Source organism: Bdellovibrionota bacterium, assembly GCA_035292885.1.
Lineage (GTDB): Bacteria > Bdellovibrionota_G > JALEGL01 > JALEGL01 > DATDPG01 > DATDPG01.
In genome coordinates this window covers 1-16,563 of record DATDPG010000079.1, presented here as the reverse complement: position 1 = coordinate 16,563, position 16,563 = coordinate 1, and the positions used below count along the sequence as shown (strand labels likewise).

The following is a 16,563-nucleotide window of genomic DNA, read 5'->3' as shown; positions in this document are numbered from 1 at the left end:
GCGCAGTCCTTTCTACGGGATCTCTTCCATGGCTCTCAGATTGGAACCGAGCGGATCGTCGGCCTTTCGCTCGTAAACGCGGCCGATTCCCCGCCCGCAAATGGAAGAATAATCGCATCGCTTGCAGTTTTGGTTTTGCGCCCCGGGCTTGGGGGGAAAAATCCCTTGCGAAACATTTCGCCGAAATGTGGCCAGGATCTGATGGAACTCTTCTTGGCGCGCTTGAAGAGCGGCACCCGAGAAATGCACCCGTTCAAATCCCGAACCGTACAGCGTGGAAAGAAGAAGCGCTTCGCTCGCATCGATCGATACGTCGGGGGTGAGCAACGCCAAGGCCGAAAGATAAACGGGGAGTTGAATCGATTCGCCGCCCCCGAATTGATCGTCGCCGGCGTCCAGTTGCCCGGTTTTGTAGTCGATGATTCGCGCGCGTTTGCGGTCGGGGGAAAGGTCGAGCCGGTCGATCCGTCCGCAAAGATCGATTTCGTCTCGGCCGAAGCGGAGATGCAGCGGCCGGTCGGTGGAGAGGAGTCCCTCGTCATCCGAACGCGCGGGCATGCCGAAACGAATCTCGAAGTCTTCGGGTGTGAAAGCGTCCTCGCGAAACTCTTCGGCGACAAGCGCTTGAAGATCCGAAAGGAGCGTCTTTCGTTCCATCGCCCAAAGAGAGGCATAGCCGACCGGAAGCCGGATCTCCGCGTCGTCGAGGACGCCCTCGGCGATCTCTTGGAGCCGAGCCTCGACGGCCGGGCGGTCCGTTGCGCGCAAAGGCAGGCGACCTTCGCGTCGAAGCTCGGAAAAGAGCAGATAGAGGATCCGATGAATGAGATCGCCTCGGTCGAGCGGTCGGATTCGGTCCACGTCTTCCGGCCGCTCCAACCGGCGAAGGCGGAGAACGTACCGAAGAAAGTAGCGGTAAGGACAGATCGCGTACGTTGAGATTTCGGAAGGGGAAAAAGCTTTGGTTTGGGAAGGCACGGTTCGGGTCGGCCCGACGATTCCGTCATGTTCACTCCACTGTTTCGAACCCAGGCGGTTCGCCACCCATCGCTGAACGGAAGGGGCAAAGGGGCTCCAATCCGCCAGCGCGCCGTTCATCCTCGCGGGGTCGGCGAGAATTTTCTGCGCCGCCTCCGAGGAGAGCCAGTCGATTTCGTCCAAAAACGGTTCCGGTGCGGCTGCATTCCATCGGAGGAGCGGGGAACGGAGAATCCGCTCGTCGGCCTGAGACCGTAGCCGGTTCCGGGTTTCCAGATAGAACGACGACGGGAGAAGCTCGCTTCCGCGCGCCGGATCGAGGCGCGGATAGGACACGAAAACCTTTCGGTCGGCTTGAAGGAGGGCGAACTCGAAATAGGCGCGCTCTTCGTCCAAGCGATTCTCTTTCAAGCCCAACCGGGCACCGGTCAGCTCATTGATTCGTTTTCGTTCGTGGTCCAGAAGGAGCGGGTCGGGCCGGGCGGGCGCCGGGAACGCCCGTTCGACGAGACCCGGAATGCAGACCAGGTCGAAGGAGATTCCCCGCGCCGACACCATGGATCCAACGAAGAGTCCGTCTTTCTCAAAAATCTCGCCTTGAATTCCGGCCGAATGGGTCCGATCGCGAAGAATCTGAAAGAGACGGGGAAATGTCAGGGTGACGCCGACATCGTCGAGATCTTTCAGCGATTCACAAATGTCGAGGAGCTTTTCCTGTTCGGGCGAATCCTCGGCGTAACGGCGGACGAATTCCGACAGAACATTCGCGGCGTCTAGAAAGTATCGGACACCGGCCGTGAGACGAGTGACGTCGGAAAACCAGGCTCGAAGAAAGGTTAAAAAGCGCCGCAAGAGCGGCGCGTGAGAGTGTTGTTTGGATTCCAGCGAGGCGAGATAGCGGGAGAACCGGATCAGCGTGCTCTCGATCCCTTTGGCCGCCCGCGCTTCCCGCGACCAGGAGTCCCAGTCGGCCGGCTCGCCGGCATCGTGAAGAAGCTCTTTTTTCCAGGGAAAAAGAGAAAAGAAATGAATCCAAAGGTCCCGATCCCAACCCCCTTCGAGGGTGTCCAAAAGAATCAGAAACGCCTTGCCGAGCGGCTTCGAGGAGAGGGGAACTCCTCCTTCCAGATAAAAGGGGACGGAGGCCCGGTCGAGCACGTCCGCAAAAAGGGCCCGATACGTTTCGACGTCACGCAAGAGGATTCCCACACGATGCAGAGCGATTTTTTCCTCTTCCACCGTTTTAAGGATCCACCGCACCGTTTCCTCCGCTTCCGCCTGGTTTCCCGGCGCCGAAAGAAAATGAATCTCGGCGGACGATTTCCCGGCAACCGCGCGGACGGAAAGTCCCAGACCTTCGAAAAAGAGACGTGTTTCTTCCACGAACAGGGGCGGAGCTTCCGTCACCGGCATCCAGACGTTCAACCGGCAAACGGCGCCGCAAGCTTGCAGGAGATTTCTCTGGACGTGCGTCAGGTCGTAAATGCCGTAAAGAAAAAGCGTGTCGGTTCCGAAAATCTGGGGGAAAGCCTTCGCATGATCGGAAGCTTCGAAAATTCGATCGGCCGTGGTCAGAAAAGAGGGGAGGTACCGGCGGCGATGCGACTCGAAGAGCTCAGCCACGTCCGCAATTTTTCCACGCTCCCCCGGTAAACGGGTGACTCCGCCGTCGATGAGATCGTGGAACGTCGTTCGAAGAGCTTTGTGAAATCCGGTTTGGGTGGCGACATCTCCGAATCGGTGGCCGGTCGGGATGTTGCAGGCAAGATCCGCAAGAAGAAGTTCTTCGCCACGCGATGGGAACGAACGTCGCCCGGAGGAGAGTTCGGCGGAAAAGAGAAGATCCCCGGCGAGATCGACAAACGTGAGAAACCGAACATTTGCGTGCCCGGCACCGGTTCGTGCGAGAGCATGCCGAAGGTGGGCGGCCAGAAGATTCGAACCGACCAAGATAACGATGGGAGAAAGAGGATCCGCCGCGCGGGCGGTTTGAATCGTTTTGAGAAAAGAGTCCTCGAACGAGGAGGAAAAGGGCCCGATCCAGAGGTTGCCGGCGCTCCGATTATTTGCGGTCGAGGCTGAAGCCGCCGGAGCCATACGCGGAAAGATGGAGCAGTCCTCCGACAATGGCAAGGTTCTTAAGCATGGCAACGATCTGCATGCGATCGCTGAAATCGAAATAAAAATAATAGGTCGAAATGATGACAAGAATCGCCAAAAGCAGCGAGGCGACGCGGGTTCGGGCACCCAGGAGCAGAAGCACGCCGCAGAGAATCTCGATCCCCACGGCGGCGCCGTACGCCGCTTTCGCCAGCGGAATTCCGACCTTGTGAAAATGCTCGATCGTCTGGTGAGGATTCAAAAGCTTTCCCCACCCGGAGAAAAGAAAAACGGCCGAGATGCAAATACGGGCGATCAATCCCATCAACGCTTGAATCATTTCCGTCCCTCCGAGAGTTTTGCCAGGCAACCTTCCATCTTCGCCAAAAGCTCCGGCTCTTCGTGCGTCATCTTTAGGACGCGCAATTTTCCGACCAGAAGGTCGATTCGGACCGGGCTTTCATGCACCGCCAGCTCCATTACACGGTCGAGAATCGACTCAAAAAATTGGGAATCGGGGTGATCCAGAAGGCGGAGAAGGTCATCCCAGGTTTTCGGCATGCCGTATTTTTCAACGTAGGCCCTCGCCCGGCCGGCGAACAGTTTCCCGCTCGCCTCGTGCACCTTCTTCCACGCGGCCTTCCGGTCTTTGTCCTTTTTCTCGGTAAAGAGTTCATCCAAAGCTTCCTTCGCCAATGCCTGTCCCCGTTTTGCGATCGCCGGTTGTCGCTCGATCTTCGGCTTGTCCTGGACGTGGTAGCTGCGATCGCGGCGGGCGTCCAGTTCACGCCAACTCGGCTTTTCCCTTTCTTCGTCCTCGTCCCGTCGCGGAGGAGGCTCGTCAAACGGATCGCGAAAGCGCGGCATCAGATCCACCTCGAAATGATCAGAGTTTGGACGCCGTTAAAGAGGAGGAAAATCGATCGGCGACAACCGGAAGCGAATCGGCGCCGGAGTATATCGGGCTCGACAGGACTTTCGTCAATTGAATGGCCCGGTCGCCGGGATCCGGATGTGTTTTGAAAAGCCCCCGTTTCCCGCCGGCGGTAACCGCTTTCAAGGACATCAGACACGATTTGAGTCCGGCCGGATTGTAACCGACGCGAAACGCGAAATCGGTTCCGACGCGATCCGCTTCAATTTCCTTTTCCCGTCCCAAGCCGCGCTCCAGTATCAAATTCACCGATTCCTTAATGAGGGAATCGAACATCGCCGGATCCTTATCGAGCGCCGAGAGCGTCACCTCGGATACCCCCGAGAGCATTTTAGAACGGCGGATGGCGTCCAACGCATGTTTCTTGCTCACATGGGCGACCTCGTGCCCCAGCGCACCGGCCAGCTCGGATTCGCTCTTGAGCATTTTGAGCAGGCCTTTGCTGATAAAGACATAGCCGCCCGGCGCGGCAAACGCGTTCGGTTCGTCCGTATTGAGAATCCCGAAGTAGTACGGGATCTCGGGGCGGTCGCTCGTCAGCGCAACGGCGCTTCCCACGGTCGCCACGTATTTCTCAAGCGGCGGGTTTTCGACGACGCCGCCGAATCGGGCGACCGCTTCCAACGCCACGGCGCCGCCGATCGCCAACTCTTCCCTGTAACCGATCGGCATCATCGCTTGAAGCGTCTTAAGTCCGCCGAAAATCAGCTGTTCGGTTTTATTCTGCTGCGGTTTCTGTTGTCCCTCTTGCGGTTTCGGAGCCACTTTTTTTAAAAAATCTTTGAATTGCGCCTGAACGGGCAAGGTGGGGAAGATCAAGAGGAGGATATACAAAGGTAATTTCTTCATGGTGATCCGGAAAATTCTCCGAGTTTGCCGGCGCGCAAAAACGCCTCGACTTCTTGCGGGCCGACATGAATGGACTCCATTCGTTTGACCATTTGGACCTGTGCGGGGCCGATGTTGGCCCGCCCGGCGTATTTTTCCGATGTCGGGCTGAGGCCGCGAATGCTCGCGGCGGTCGAACCTTCACGCGCCGAGGCGCCTCCTCCTCCCAACCCGGCCAAGGCATTCTCGCCGGAGGGTTTTGTGGTCGAGAGCTTGAATTTATAAATCCAGCCCTGTTTCCCGGCTGCGGAAGCTTTCACCCAACTGCCCTGCGTCGACTGGACGTCGACTTTGGCGCCCCGGGAGAGCGTAGCGAGGACCTGGGCGGAAGCGGCCGTGGACGACTTGAGCTCCGCCGAGGGGGCTTTCACGTACATCGCCTTTTGGGCCCAGGCCGGGGCGGCGAACACCCAGGCACCCAAAAGGAAAAGAGAGAATTGGATTTGACGGACGGCCATCAGGACCGAAGACTAGACCACGAATCGCCGGTAGACAATCCTGAAATTGCGGGGACCCAAGTCCCAAACAACGGAATATCCAGAATCGGTCTCGCGACGAATCCGTTTATGAGACCGGTTCTAATCAAAGCTGTATGTAAGAAAGCCTTCCAGCGAGATCGCCCGGAAAGCGCCGGTGGCTTGGCGCATGTTTTCCATGAAGCCTACGCGCGGCTGGAAGAGCCAGCCCCGGCCCAAGGCGAAGTATCCGGCGGCGCTCGCTTCCCCGCCGATTTTAAAGTTCTCGATCGTGTCGTCTTTGACGACTCCCAATCCGCCGTTCAAGCCGACGCCGTTTCGAGGGTCGATCTTGAAGTAGAAGAGAGCCGTCGCCATATAACTTTGATAGAGCTCCGGGGCGTAGTAGCCGTTGGTCAAACGGTCCTGATATCCAAACCAACTGCCCCGCGCGCCCAGATCGAGATTCACGTGCTCGGTGCGAAGAATGCTCCGGCGAGGACCGATCATGGCCTGCCAATTCCAATTGTCGTCGGAAGAATCGTTCAAGCTGCTCTGCACCGGGATCGTCCATTGCAGCGAAGGTTCCCAATTTAGATTCAGCTGATTCGTCCCGCGACGAATTCCGAGCGAAGAAGCACGGGGCGAAACGACGATGTAACCGTAATCCCGCGAGAGATCGAACCGAAGGTTGTCGACCGGTCGAAATTCAAGGCCGGCATCGTACGTCGGGAATTTGTGCTCCTCGTCGGAAAGCGCGCCACCGGCGTGAACCCGGCTACCGAGCCAAGGGCTGAATCGATGCCGGACGCCCAGACGGCCGTCGAAATGAACGGCGCTCTCCGCACCATCCGTTCGTTCAAAGCCGCTTCCGGCACTGGCCGTCAACCGGTGCCAAGCGCCGACGATCTCGAGCTGCGTTTCCGGTTGTATGGCCACGCTCCCCCTCACAGGCACATGCAGGACGGTTATATCGTCGGAGTCGAAATAAAAATTCGCTCCACTTCCGATCTTTGCGCCGTGGATATCTCCCAGCGCAACGTCCAGAGCCTCGGTGTCTTTCGAAGCGGGATTGATTTCATGAAGGCGGTCGAGGCTGGCGCGGGCTTCACGCGGCCGGTTTCCGTTATATAGGACGAGGGTGTTCGTATAGTTCAGGTCGTAATCATTCGGCGAACCTTGCAGCATGGGTTGCAAGATATCGGTGGCGGTGGCGGGGCGATCGGCCCAAGCAAATACCCGCGCCTTGAGTTTCCGATATTCCAACGTGTTGCCAAGTTTGCCGCGGTACTCTTCCATGAGGTCGAGCGATTTCGTGTAATTCCCCCGCCACGCCTCGACCTGGGCGACCTCGAGCAACACATCGCCGTTCTCGCCGGCGGGAGTTTCCAAGTAGCGATTGTAATCGTTGACCGACTCGTCCAGGTCCCCCATCCATGACTGGGTTCGAGCTAAGTTCAGAAGAATGTCGGGGCGGTTGTCCGAAAGTGCGAGCATCCGGCGGTAGCTGTCGACGGCCAACGCGGTCTTTTTGTTCCAATTCGCGAGCTGCGCCCGGTCGTTCAGGTACTTGAGGTTGTTGGGCTGCAACCGCACGGCGCGCTCGATCATTCGAAGCGCTTCGATCGGCTGATTGTCTTTGGAATAGGTGTGCGCAGCCTTTGCGTACAGCCGAGCCGCGGAAACGGTGTTCCCATGTTTTTCGGCTTCCACCGCTTCCAACGGAAGTGTCGCGCCGCCCGTTAACTTTGGCGCCGGTTTCTTGGCCGACGACTGCTCCGCCGCTCGTGCCGAACCGAGCAGGATGAGCATAAAAAGGCAAACGGTCCAAATTGTACGAAGTCGATTCATTTCCGCCATTTCCTGTTCCGGAAGATCCAGAGGTCCGCCGAAAAGCGCGTCAGCGTCACCAGGTCATAAAGAAGGGAGGTATACCGAATCGGCGTGACGACCACGCCTTTCAACAGATATTCCATCCTGCGCCCCTTCGCCACGATCGTCAAAATCGTGATAGCGACGGCGCTTTCGAAGACGAACGTCCACATCAAAGGTTTCCACAATCGCAAGGCGATCATCAAAAAGAGTATGACGGGGAAGAACACCTTTTCCATCGCGGAAGTGAGGAGCAACCATCCCATCGCCCGGCCATATTCGTGCGTGCGCTCCTCGCCGAACGGCGTTCGATATTGCTCGATGATTTTTCGTTTCTCTTGGATCTCTTTGTTTTTCTTGACCTTGCGTTCGTACCGGTAGCGCTTAAAGGCTCGGAGGGGACTGCGCACCAGCGGGTCGAAGTAGAAGCAGCTCTGAAGAAAGGAAGAGGTCCACATATAGATCTGACGCGGCAGCTCCGAGAATTTGGGCTCTTCCGAACGAGCCACCACATCGGTGAGCTGGATATTCCGATAACCGGCGTGCGCCAGCGCGAAGCCGATAAAAATGTCTTCCGAGTTGGTGAGGTTGTCGCCGAAAAGGGGTTCGTATTTGTCGAAGAGTTCTTTTACGTATTTTCGCCGGTACGCCACGGCGCAGCCGACGGGGTTGGATATCGTTCCGAAGAAGACCATTTGACCCCGATAAACAAACTTCTGGAGAAACAAGTAAAGGACGTCGCGGTAGAGATTCGTCGCCAATTTTTGAATTCGAGTCAGCCATCCGTATTCGACGGTGATCGGCGTATTGGGGACCCGGTCGAGAAACTTCCGAAGGCGGCCGAGCCGGGCCATGCTCAGCCGGTCCCGATGGCGGAGCGGAAGGAGCGTGCCGCAAACGCTGGCGATTCCGACGCCCTTGTAAAGTTCCTCGACCGCGCGCGCGATGTAGTTGGGCGATTCGAGAACCGTGTCCGCGTCGAGGACGAATTGCACGTCCGAATCGAATTCCCGCGATTGGCGCTTTAGCGTCGGGGTTTTTCCGATGGACGCTTTCCGGCGGATCACGGTGATTTCCATTCCGGTCACTTCACAAAATTTGGTTGCGATTTCGACCGTTCGGTCCTGACTCGCGTCGTCCACGAGAATGATTTTTCGGGGACGAAACGTCTGGCTTTGAATCGACGTGAGACTAAGAGCGATATTGTGCTCTTCGTTGTGCGCCGGAATAATCACGTCCACAACCGCTTGGCGCCAGTTGCCCCGCGGGGTGGGAATTCTCCGGTCCGGTCCGTGTACCAGGCCGAGTGCACTCAAAATTGTATTTGGACTCAGGACGAAATAAGGAACCGTGGCCATTAAGCATCGCGTTATAGCTCAAGTTTCTCCCTGGCACAAGCACGCGGTAAGAAGGAATGACCGAATGATTTCAACTGATTAAAGCGCGCTGTTCATCGTCATTAGAGTGCCGCGTGGGCGTCGTTTAAGCATTCGTCTCCAAAGATCACGGTGTCGCCGTCCAATTTCACCTGTTGAAGAAACTCCACGAGGTCGGCGATTCCTTCATTCAAGTAATACATGACACAGCGGTCATTCGTGCAATGGGCTCCATGCTCGGCGTCTTGATGAGCGGAGGTAAGCGCCAGGCCGTTGTTGACAAGTCCCAGCGCATGACCCGACTCGTGAATGAGGACACTCTGTTCGACAAACTTTCCGACGAACAGTGTCGCAAAAGTGCCCGCTGTGATCGCCGGCTTGAATATGGCAATCACACTTGTATCCCCGATGGATACCCCGAGAACGGAGGAATCCGTCTTTTCGTCCGAGACGAAATAGCCGTCGAGAAAAAGAACATAAATCGTCGTCACACCGTTTTCGAAGGCCGGATGATCGCGATACGTGTCCGCCAACGCTAGAATGTCGGACTGAGAATAATCGGTTCCTCCCGCGGGGATCGCCTGCATGTCGTCGAGCGTTGTGGGCACCGTAACTGTCTTTGTGGAGTCGAAGAGCGCGGAAATGTTCGTACGAAGAAAATACCAAATCGGGGCGCCGTTGGGCGCATCTCCCACGAACGGTTCCGCGCCGGTCATATAGTCGACTTCGTAGCGAATTTCCCGGGTCTGGCCTGTGAAAATCGTCTGAGCCGTGGAAGCGCCGTTTCCTGTCGAGCATCCTTGTAACGCCAAGATGGAAATCGGCCAAAAGAGTAACAAACGGCTCGTAAACATCGCTTCGAATATGAGCGAGGCGATGGAGGTTGCAAGGGAAAAGATTCGGCTCGCCCGTCCGTTTGCCAAGCCCTCACTTCGAGATGTACTCTGGACACCGGCTTTTCCGGCTAGATGTACGCTCCTCTCCAAATTTTTCCGCTCCTTTCCCTTTTTGTCGCGCTTTACGGCGCCCTGGTTTCGACAAGTTGTTCGGCGAAATCGGCGAACCCGGCCCCCTCGCCGGACGCTTCCGCGGTGCAAACGGCTCCGGCGGAAAAGATCGATCCCCGCGTCCGAGAAATCGTCGCAAAGCTGGGACAGAACGAGCGAACCGGCCGCAAAGATCTTTCGCGTTTCTCGACGCCGCTCATTCACGTAAATGACGACGGCGAAATTCAAGTGTATCTGGGGGTGAAGAGTTGGGAGGATTCTTTTTCGGAATCGTTGCGGCAACTGGGCGCGCGAATCGAGATCGCCAATGCCCCTCTCCGCCTCGTGCAGGCGTGGCTTCCGTACGACCAGGTCCGAAAAGTGGCCGAGTTACCGTTTGTCCTGCGCATCGTCCCGCCCAGTTATGGAGTGAAAAGATGAATATCGTTCGCTGGATTCTTGTCTTCGCTCTTTCGGTCGGTTTTATCGGAACCCCCGCTTTGGCTCAGAAAATTTCCACATTTCATCTCCCACCAAAGCCCAAGGCCGAAAAGGTTCATTCTTTGTTGAGAAACTTTGAACGAAAACTTGAGCGTCTTGGAATCCAGCGATCGAACGCCGGCGAACGGAGAGCCTCGCAATATTCAAACCGCCTGGTGCGCGTGGACGACGCGGGCTTCCTGCAGACGTACGTGGGTGTCGACCGGTTCGGAGCTTTGGAAAAGGCGCACTTCAAGTCGATCGGGGCGCAGGTCGAGATCGAAAATCTGAATCTCAAACAGGTACAGGTGAAAATTCCTCTCGGTGGTCTGGACGCTGTCTCGCAGCTTCCCTTTGTTCGTTCCATTAAGCCTCCCGCATACGCTTATGTTCGGGCGGGAAGCGTGACGACGGAGGGAGACGCGATCCTCAAGGCGGATGAGCTTCGCGCCCTCGGGTATTCGGGCGCGGGCGTGCGCGTGGGTGTCCTTTCGGACGGCGCCGACAATATGAGCAGCGCGGTCGCAACAGGTGACTTGCCGAGTGGCATCACCGTTTTTGGAAATTGTATGAGCGGTGGTTGTAACGAAGGAACCGCCATGCTGGAGATCGTTCATGATCTCGCCCCGTCGGCGCAACTTGCGGTGGGCGAGGTGAACACATCGTTGGACTTCATCGCGCGCCTGAGCGATCTCGAAAACACATTCGGAGCGGACATCATCGTCGATGATGTTGGATTTTTCGGCGAGCCGTATTTCGAAAATGGTCCGGTGGCTCAAGCCGTGGCCGGCGTTGTGGCGGATGGCGTCCTTTACGCTTCGGCGGCGGGAAACGACGCGGACACGCATTACCAGGCGGATCTTGTCGACGTGTCGGCGTTTGGAGGTACCGCACACGATTTCGGAACGGCGGCGGGCGGAACCAGCGACCCGACGATGAACGTTCAACTTCCGAATAATGGAACGATCTTGGTCGTCCTCGAATGGAACGACGCCTTCGGCGCGTCAGCGAATGATTACGATCTTTTCCTGTTGAACAACGCGGAGTCGGCGGCTCTGACCAGCAGTGAAGCGACGCAAGATGGGAACGATGATCCCCTTGAAGCGCTGATCTACACCAACAGTTCCGGGTCGACGCAAACGGTTAAGATCGTCGTGGCGAAATATTTGGCGTTAGAGAATAAGACGCTCGAATTCTTCGTTCTCGGCGATGGCCCGATCCAGGAATATGGCGTAAGGGCCGGAAGTATTTTCGGCCATGCCGCCGTCGACGGTGCCGTCGCCGTGGGTGCTATCGACGCCTCGGATCCGGGCAATGACGATATCGAGTCGTACAGTTCCCTCGGCCCGGCGGATATCACGTTCCCTTCCTCGGTTTCTCGTCCCAAACCGGACATTTGCGGGATCGACGGCGTGGCCGTGACCGGAGCCGGCGGATTTCCTTCGACGTTCTTTGGAACGTCGGCGGCGGCGCCGCATATTGCCGGTTTGGGCGCTCTCCTGAAAACCGGTTCGGCGACGGCGGCCGATATTCGACAAGCACTTAACGACTCGGCCGTCGATTTGGGACCGGGCGGATTCGATGACACGTACGGCGCGGGACGGGCCGATGTCTTGGCCGCCGCCGAACTTCTCAACGAGCCGCCGAATGCGGTGATCGATTGTCCGGCCGCCGATGTCTGCGTGACGACGGGGGGCATGGTGAATTTTACCTCGACCTGCAGCGATCCGAACAGCTCCACGGGGGCGACGTTTTTATGGAACTTCGGCCTCGGATCTGGAATTTCAGACAGCACGGCGAAAAATCCCGGATTTGAGACATTCGCCAGTGACGGGGCGTTCACCGTTTCGCTTGTGTGCACCGACGCCTTTGCTGCTTTGGATTCATCCCCCGCCACGCGAACCGTGACCGTGTCGGGTGCATGTGGCGCCGCGCCCGTCTGTCCCGCGCCGACGCCCACACCTGCGCCCACATCTACGCCGACGGACACGCCAACACCGGAACCGACTCCCACGGATACTCCGACACCGGACACGGGAACCACGGTGGACAGCGGCGGCGGATGCCAGGTTCCGTTGGGACCGGAATTCTTCTTCGCTCTTCTGGCGCCGATCTGGGTTTGGATCTACAGGCGACGCACGGAGTCTGCAGAGAAGGAGTTCTTATCCATCGTCCATTCAGAGCCGGCGCCAGGCGTAGGAGTGCCGCCGCAAGCTGAGGAACCACGGCTTCCGGCTTCGCCGTATGAACTTACGGACAGATTCCTCCAACCTTGGGTTCGCAAAACGGAGGCTCCCCGCAAGGGTTGGGGCTGGCGCAAGGAGTTGGAGTGGGGGTGGGAGTGGGAGTCGAAGTAGGAGTGGGAGTCCAGCCACAAGCAGAGCTCGCGCAGCTTCCACCTTCGCCGCACGAGCCTTGGGGGGCGGTGGTACCACAGAGGAACATACAGTGAAGATAGAGCGTTCCATCGGGGAGGTGGCCCAGACATTCGGTGTAGGCTCCACCCGCGCAGCATTGCGCCTGGCTACAGCACATACAAATCGTGTGATCGACGCAGTCGTAACGGGGAGGCCCGTCCATAGGTGTCGGGGTTGGTGTCGGTGTTGATGGAGTCGGGGTCGGCGTGGGCGTGGGAGTGGGTGTCGGCGTGGGCGTGGGCGTCACCGCACCGATCGCGCAATCGGCAAACTTGTTGCAGAAGCATACGAACCAACCCGCGGTGGAACCGTCGAGCGGGCGCGCGCAGCGGGCGCCAGGAGTCCCGAGTGTACCGCTGGGAGGAAAGTATCCGGGCGGAAGCCGATCCGTGGGAAGTTTCTGGAAACTCTGTGTGTGTGCGAAGGCCACGAGGGAGGCGTTCAGGTTGGGCACCACCGGCCAAACCTCGGCCTGGACAATGGGGGGGCCACCCACCATCAAAACAGACGAGACCGAGGCGTCGTTGGAGACGCTGTCGTTCGTGATCGCGAGAAACGTCAGCACCGGCGACTCCAGGAACGTCGACATTCCTCCCAGATACGTGATCGTCTGCGCCGAAACGGGCGCCGTGGGCGGGATGTAAGCCGGATCGACGATATACGAGGCGTAATAGAGGCCGTTGACCGTGTCTTTGTTCGCCAAATCCATCTGCTTCACCGGAGAACCCGCGAGAATTTCCTGGATCTCCGTCTGGCGAATCGCTTCCACCAACAAGCGCTCTCCCACATAGCAGTGTCCGGGAACGTCGCACATCGTTCCTCGTGTGTCCCAGTTTGTCTCAGCGATTTTCTTCGGCCAGCCGACCACCAAGTCCCCGCTTGCGTCCATTTGCGCCAGTTCGACCGAACCGTCGGCGACCCCGATCGCGCTGTTCGACTCACCAAAAATGAGGTGCGGATTTCCGCTGATTTTCGGCCCCAGGCCCACCGAGGTCGTCAGGATGTCGTTCACGCTCGTACTGTCCTCATAAAACAGCGCGGGCGCGCCGAACGTGCAGTTCCCCTGATACGGCACCTTGTAGATGTAGAGAGGATCCCCCGCCGCTCCCTTCGTATACGGCGCGACATAAATATTGTTTCCAACGGCCGCGACGGAAATCGTGTCATTCAATCCCATGGCCGCCGAAAGTTCCGTGACCGTCGCCGCGGCGCCCGTGTCGATCTTTTGGGTCGTGCTGTTGCGGGGGTAGCACGCCAACGCCGGCTTCCGTACACCTCCTGCCTCCATGTACCCGCCCAGGATGAGACCGACCGACCCGCTTCCCGATCGCATCAGGGCCGTGCTTGAAGGCAGAAACGGATTTCCCGCGCTGGAAAGCATTACATTCCCCAGCTCATTGCCCGTGGCGCCGTCCACGATGATCAGCCGGCCGGCCGAAGCCGCGGCGCTGTTTCCAAACGAGATCCCCGGCACAAAGACCCGAGAAGTACCGTCCGTGTACCGCTCGAACGACGGCGAACCGACCGACACGTCCGTCAACGTCCGCGTCGGCGTGACGCTCACTTCCCCCGATGAAATCTCCATATTCGTTCCCGAGCCGGTGAAGGCCAACTTAAAGTTCCACAGACGTTGTTTTCCGGAAGAACCGCTCGTCGCGATTCGGGTGTTCACCGCCCGCACGCGGCTCCAGTTCGCGGGGGTTGAAATGTCCGTGGTCATTCCGGTGGCCGTTTTCTCGTCGAACGAGAACGACAAACTTTCCACTTTCGCGAGATTCGACCGAACGCCGTTGAACGTGCGGGCCAGGTATCGAGCCGGCTTGTCGCCCCCTGGCCCGTCGATCAGCTGATACGACGCGACGCCCACTTTCTGAATGATCGTGTCGTCGGAGAGAAAGATGGTCGATTCCGGCGGCGACGCCAGGCGGTTGAGTACAACACCGGGATGATCGGCCGCCGCCGTGTCCGCCGAGCTCACAGGTTCAAATTTAAGCGCCGTGATCGGGCTGGTATCGTCGTTGGGGTTCTTCGCCATGATCTTGGCGAGCTGATATTGATTCGTCTTATAGATGATCACCCAATCGTTCACCGCCAAGGACGTGGAGTTCGCGACGGGCGACTTAAGCGTATGGAACGTGTTCGGATCAAAGAGCTGACCCCCACCCGCCCCAAGAACGACATCGTTTTGAAATTGCATCAGTGGGAGGAAGGAGGCGTCGCTCACCGGGAACGTCAGCCAATCCCCCGCCGAGGGGGGGCTGTGCGCGGCTTCGCCTTGATACGAAAGCGGCGAGACGTTTCGAACGGTCCAGGTGTAATCCATCGCGGACAGGTCCCGGCGGAGTTGTTCGATCCCTTGCATGATCTCGCGATCCTGCCTTTGGACCAAAGCCTGGCCGTGTTGCTGCCCCACCTGGCTGGTGACGACGCGATAGGCGAATCCGCCCACCAGGGCCGCAATGACCATCCCGACCATTAATTCAACGAGCGAAAAACCGCATTTCGCCGGCTTCGAGAGCGAACGCTTGTTCATAGTTAGGAAGAGAAGAACTCCCCATAATTGTCGCAAAAGATGGCCGAGCGAATCAATGACAAACTGAAGAAAAGTGTAATTATTTCAAAGAAATATCCCGCACAGCCGATTCCCATTTCGCTGTCGTAAAGCCCCGAAAATAGTTCACTTCTGTTTCCACCTAAGGTGTCGCGGAGGCCACTTTTTAGCTGACCGTAAGTAAACTTAAGTTTCCATCGTGGCTGTAAAACTTGCGTGCCGTCTAGTCGGTTGAAAGCAAAGCCATAAATAGGTGTTTTGACTTATGGTGCTCCAGACGGTTGCCGAAATTCAGCGCGACCGCAGAACTGGAAGAGCGGCAAGTCATTCGTCTTAGCTCGCGAAACCATTGAAGAAAAAAGTTGGTATGGCGGTTGCTCCCATGGATCGTTGCGGAGGGAGTTGCGCGAACCGAAAGGGGCCTGTCATGGCGGTTCGCGATGTCAATATAGCGAAAGGGGTTTTTCATGTTGGTTCGCAATATCGGCGTTTGTCTAACGGCACTTCTGGCGCTCTCTCTTGGCGTCGCCGGCTGCTCAAACCAGAGTGACGAATCCGTAAGCTCGAGTTCAGGTTTCGTGGACAAGTCCGGCGGAGTATCTGCTCCGGCATCCGACTTGAGTGTCTTTAGTGCCGAGCGAAGAGGCGGCGATGGAGGGGGCAGCAGCAGCAGTGGCGGTTACGGCTATTACGGAAAGTTCCCGGCAGCGACGTTCCAACCCTTTTACCCATCCGACTGCGTAGACAATCCTGCTACGTGTTTTTGGAAGCCGGCCGAGTGCGCTGTTGCGCCCACAGCCGTATTCACGGCGAATCAAGAGGTCGTCTCGGTCACAGCGAGCGGAAACGGCGCCAACGGCGTCAAAGGGAAGTTCACGTTTCGAGACGAGATCGGCGGCATTCAACCGAAATACAAGATCAACGACGTTCGAGGAGCGGGTTCGAACGGCGCCGGCCCGTACACGATCCTGGCCTCGACGACCTCTTCGATTACGCATGAGACCACTTTGACCGTGGCGGAATCCACCGTGGCTTTCTCAGGTTCGGCGCTGGGGAACATCGAGTATGAGTTCGAACAGCTCATCCCGGACTGTTCGGTGAACGGAATTCACCCGCTCTATATTTACGGTTGTGGCTTCCCGTATTCGGACCAGACCGGTGTATCGCTCACGATTCGTTTGCAGGAAAGAACGATGCCGGCTCCCATCGGCTATCAGCCGCTATGCGACCTATTTGTGTTGGGTGGAGCGAATTACCGTTTCGTCGACCAATCCAATGCGAGTTTTGACGTGCCGACGTATGATTCCGATTGGAACACTTGGGAAGGATGTCCGGATGGAGATACAGGGAGCAACGGCCCGGTATTGTGCGCGGACGGGTCGAGGCGGTGCAATTGTCATGGCCAAGTGAAACCGGAACTGTACGGCTGCTCCGGCGACATCGGCGACCGGCGGGCCGGTCTCACCATCGGCGCTGCGGACCAAGAGTACTCCACGGTTTTGTCCGCGTTCGCGTTCGGCAGTCGT

Annotated in this window: 12 protein-coding genes; 3 read left to right on the top strand and 9 right to left on the bottom strand. The window is 57.8% G+C overall.

Features of this window, described 5'->3' with window-relative positions; all coding sequences use genetic code 11:
* Positions 1-12: 12 nt before the first annotated feature.
* From VI895_06140 to VI895_06105, 8 genes are all read right to left on the bottom strand, one after another.
* Positions 13-3,075, bottom strand: coding sequence for a PD-(D/E)XK nuclease family protein (locus VI895_06140; GenBank protein ID HLG19381.1), 3,063 nt, complete (start codon positions 3,073-3,075; stop codon positions 13-15).
* Entirely contained in the window at positions 3,041-3,418 is a 378-nt protein-coding gene (locus VI895_06135) for a DoxX family protein (protein ID HLG19380.1), read from the bottom strand. Before VI895_06135 ends, VI895_06140 begins: the two co-directional genes overlap by 35 nt.
* The gene (locus VI895_06130) at positions 3,415-3,945 is read right to left on the bottom strand and encodes a hypothetical protein (GenBank protein ID HLG19379.1); all 531 of its coding nucleotides are present in this window, start codon (positions 3,943-3,945) and stop codon (positions 3,415-3,417) included. The genes VI895_06135 and VI895_06130 overlap by 4 nt, the downstream gene beginning before the upstream one ends.
* A 19-nt stretch (positions 3,946-3,964) precedes the next feature.
* Positions 3,965-4,861, bottom strand: coding sequence for a M48 family metalloprotease (locus tag VI895_06125; protein HLG19378.1), 897 nt, complete (start codon positions 4,859-4,861; stop codon positions 3,965-3,967).
* Complete coding sequence (locus VI895_06120) at positions 4,858-5,358, bottom strand: SH3 domain-containing protein (protein HLG19377.1); 501 nt, start codon at positions 5,356-5,358, stop codon at positions 4,858-4,860. The genes VI895_06125 and VI895_06120 overlap by 4 nt, the downstream gene beginning before the upstream one ends.
* A 120-nt stretch (positions 5,359-5,478) precedes the next feature.
* The gene (locus VI895_06115; GenBank protein ID HLG19376.1) at positions 5,479-7,206 is read right to left on the bottom strand and encodes a hypothetical protein; all 1,728 of its coding nucleotides are present in this window, start codon (positions 7,204-7,206) and stop codon (positions 5,479-5,481) included.
* The gene (locus VI895_06110; GenBank protein HLG19375.1) at positions 7,203-8,585 is read right to left on the bottom strand and encodes a glycosyltransferase; all 1,383 of its coding nucleotides are present in this window, start codon (positions 8,583-8,585) and stop codon (positions 7,203-7,205) included. Before VI895_06110 ends, VI895_06115 begins: the two co-directional genes overlap by 4 nt.
* Before the next feature lie 101 nt (positions 8,586-8,686).
* Positions 8,687-9,526 (bottom strand): hypothetical protein, encoded by an 840-nt coding sequence (locus VI895_06105; protein HLG19374.1) that lies wholly within the window; start codon positions 9,524-9,526, stop codon positions 8,687-8,689.
* 45 nt (positions 9,527-9,571) lie between these two features.
* Between VI895_06105 and VI895_06100 the strand changes: the two genes are divergently transcribed.
* Together VI895_06100 and VI895_06095 are read left to right on the top strand one after the other, a co-directional pair.
* Positions 9,572-10,030: a hypothetical protein gene (locus VI895_06100; GenBank protein ID HLG19373.1), complete on the top strand. Its 459-nt coding sequence runs from the start codon at positions 9,572-9,574 to the stop codon at positions 10,028-10,030.
* Entirely contained in the window at positions 10,027-12,426 is a 2,400-nt protein-coding gene (locus VI895_06095; GenBank protein ID HLG19372.1) for a S8 family serine peptidase, read from the top strand. Before VI895_06100 ends, VI895_06095 begins: the two co-directional genes overlap by 4 nt.
* Here the strand turns inward: VI895_06095 and VI895_06090 are convergent.
* On the bottom strand, positions 12,320-15,019 hold the full coding sequence (locus VI895_06090; GenBank protein HLG19371.1) for a prepilin-type N-terminal cleavage/methylation domain-containing protein: 2,700 nt from the start codon (positions 15,017-15,019) through the stop codon (positions 12,320-12,322). The two genes, VI895_06095 and VI895_06090, sit on opposite strands and share 107 nt — an antisense overlap.
* Before the next feature lie 485 nt (positions 15,020-15,504).
* Between VI895_06090 and VI895_06085 the strand changes: the two genes are divergently transcribed.
* A partial coding sequence (locus VI895_06085; protein HLG19370.1) for a hypothetical protein occupies positions 15,505-16,563 on the top strand: 1,059 nt, incomplete at its 3' end.

Excerpts from the sequence above, each read along its gene's own strand:
- VI895_06135 (HLG19380.1), bottom strand. The coding sequence starts at position 3,418 with ATGATTCAAGCGTTGATGGGATTGATCGCCCGTATTTGCATCTCGGCC.
- VI895_06130 (HLG19379.1), bottom strand. The coding sequence starts at position 3,945 with ATGCCGCGCTTTCGCGATCCGTTTGACGAGCCTCCTCCGCGACGGGAC.
- VI895_06100 (HLG19373.1), top strand. The coding sequence starts at position 9,572 with ATGTACGCTCCTCTCCAAATTTTTCCGCTCCTTTCCCTTTTTGTCGCG.
- VI895_06120 (HLG19377.1), bottom strand. The coding sequence starts at position 5,358 with ATGGCCGTCCGTCAAATCCAATTCTCTCTTTTCCTTTTGGGTGCCTGG.
- VI895_06090 (HLG19371.1), bottom strand. The coding sequence starts at position 15,019 with ATGAACAAGCGTTCGCTCTCGAAGCCGGCGAAATGCGGTTTTTCGCTC.
- VI895_06125 (HLG19378.1), bottom strand. The coding sequence starts at position 4,861 with ATGAAGAAATTACCTTTGTATATCCTCCTCTTGATCTTCCCCACCTTG.
- VI895_06140 (HLG19381.1), bottom strand. The coding sequence starts at position 3,075 with ATGGCTCCGGCGGCTTCAGCCTCGACCGCAAATAATCGGAGCGCCGGC.
- VI895_06110 (HLG19375.1), bottom strand. The coding sequence starts at position 8,585 with ATGGCCACGGTTCCTTATTTCGTCCTGAGTCCAAATACAATTTTGAGT.
- VI895_06115 (HLG19376.1), bottom strand. The coding sequence starts at position 7,206 with ATGAATCGACTTCGTACAATTTGGACCGTTTGCCTTTTTATGCTCATC.
- VI895_06095 (HLG19372.1), top strand. The coding sequence starts at position 10,027 with ATGAATATCGTTCGCTGGATTCTTGTCTTCGCTCTTTCGGTCGGTTTT.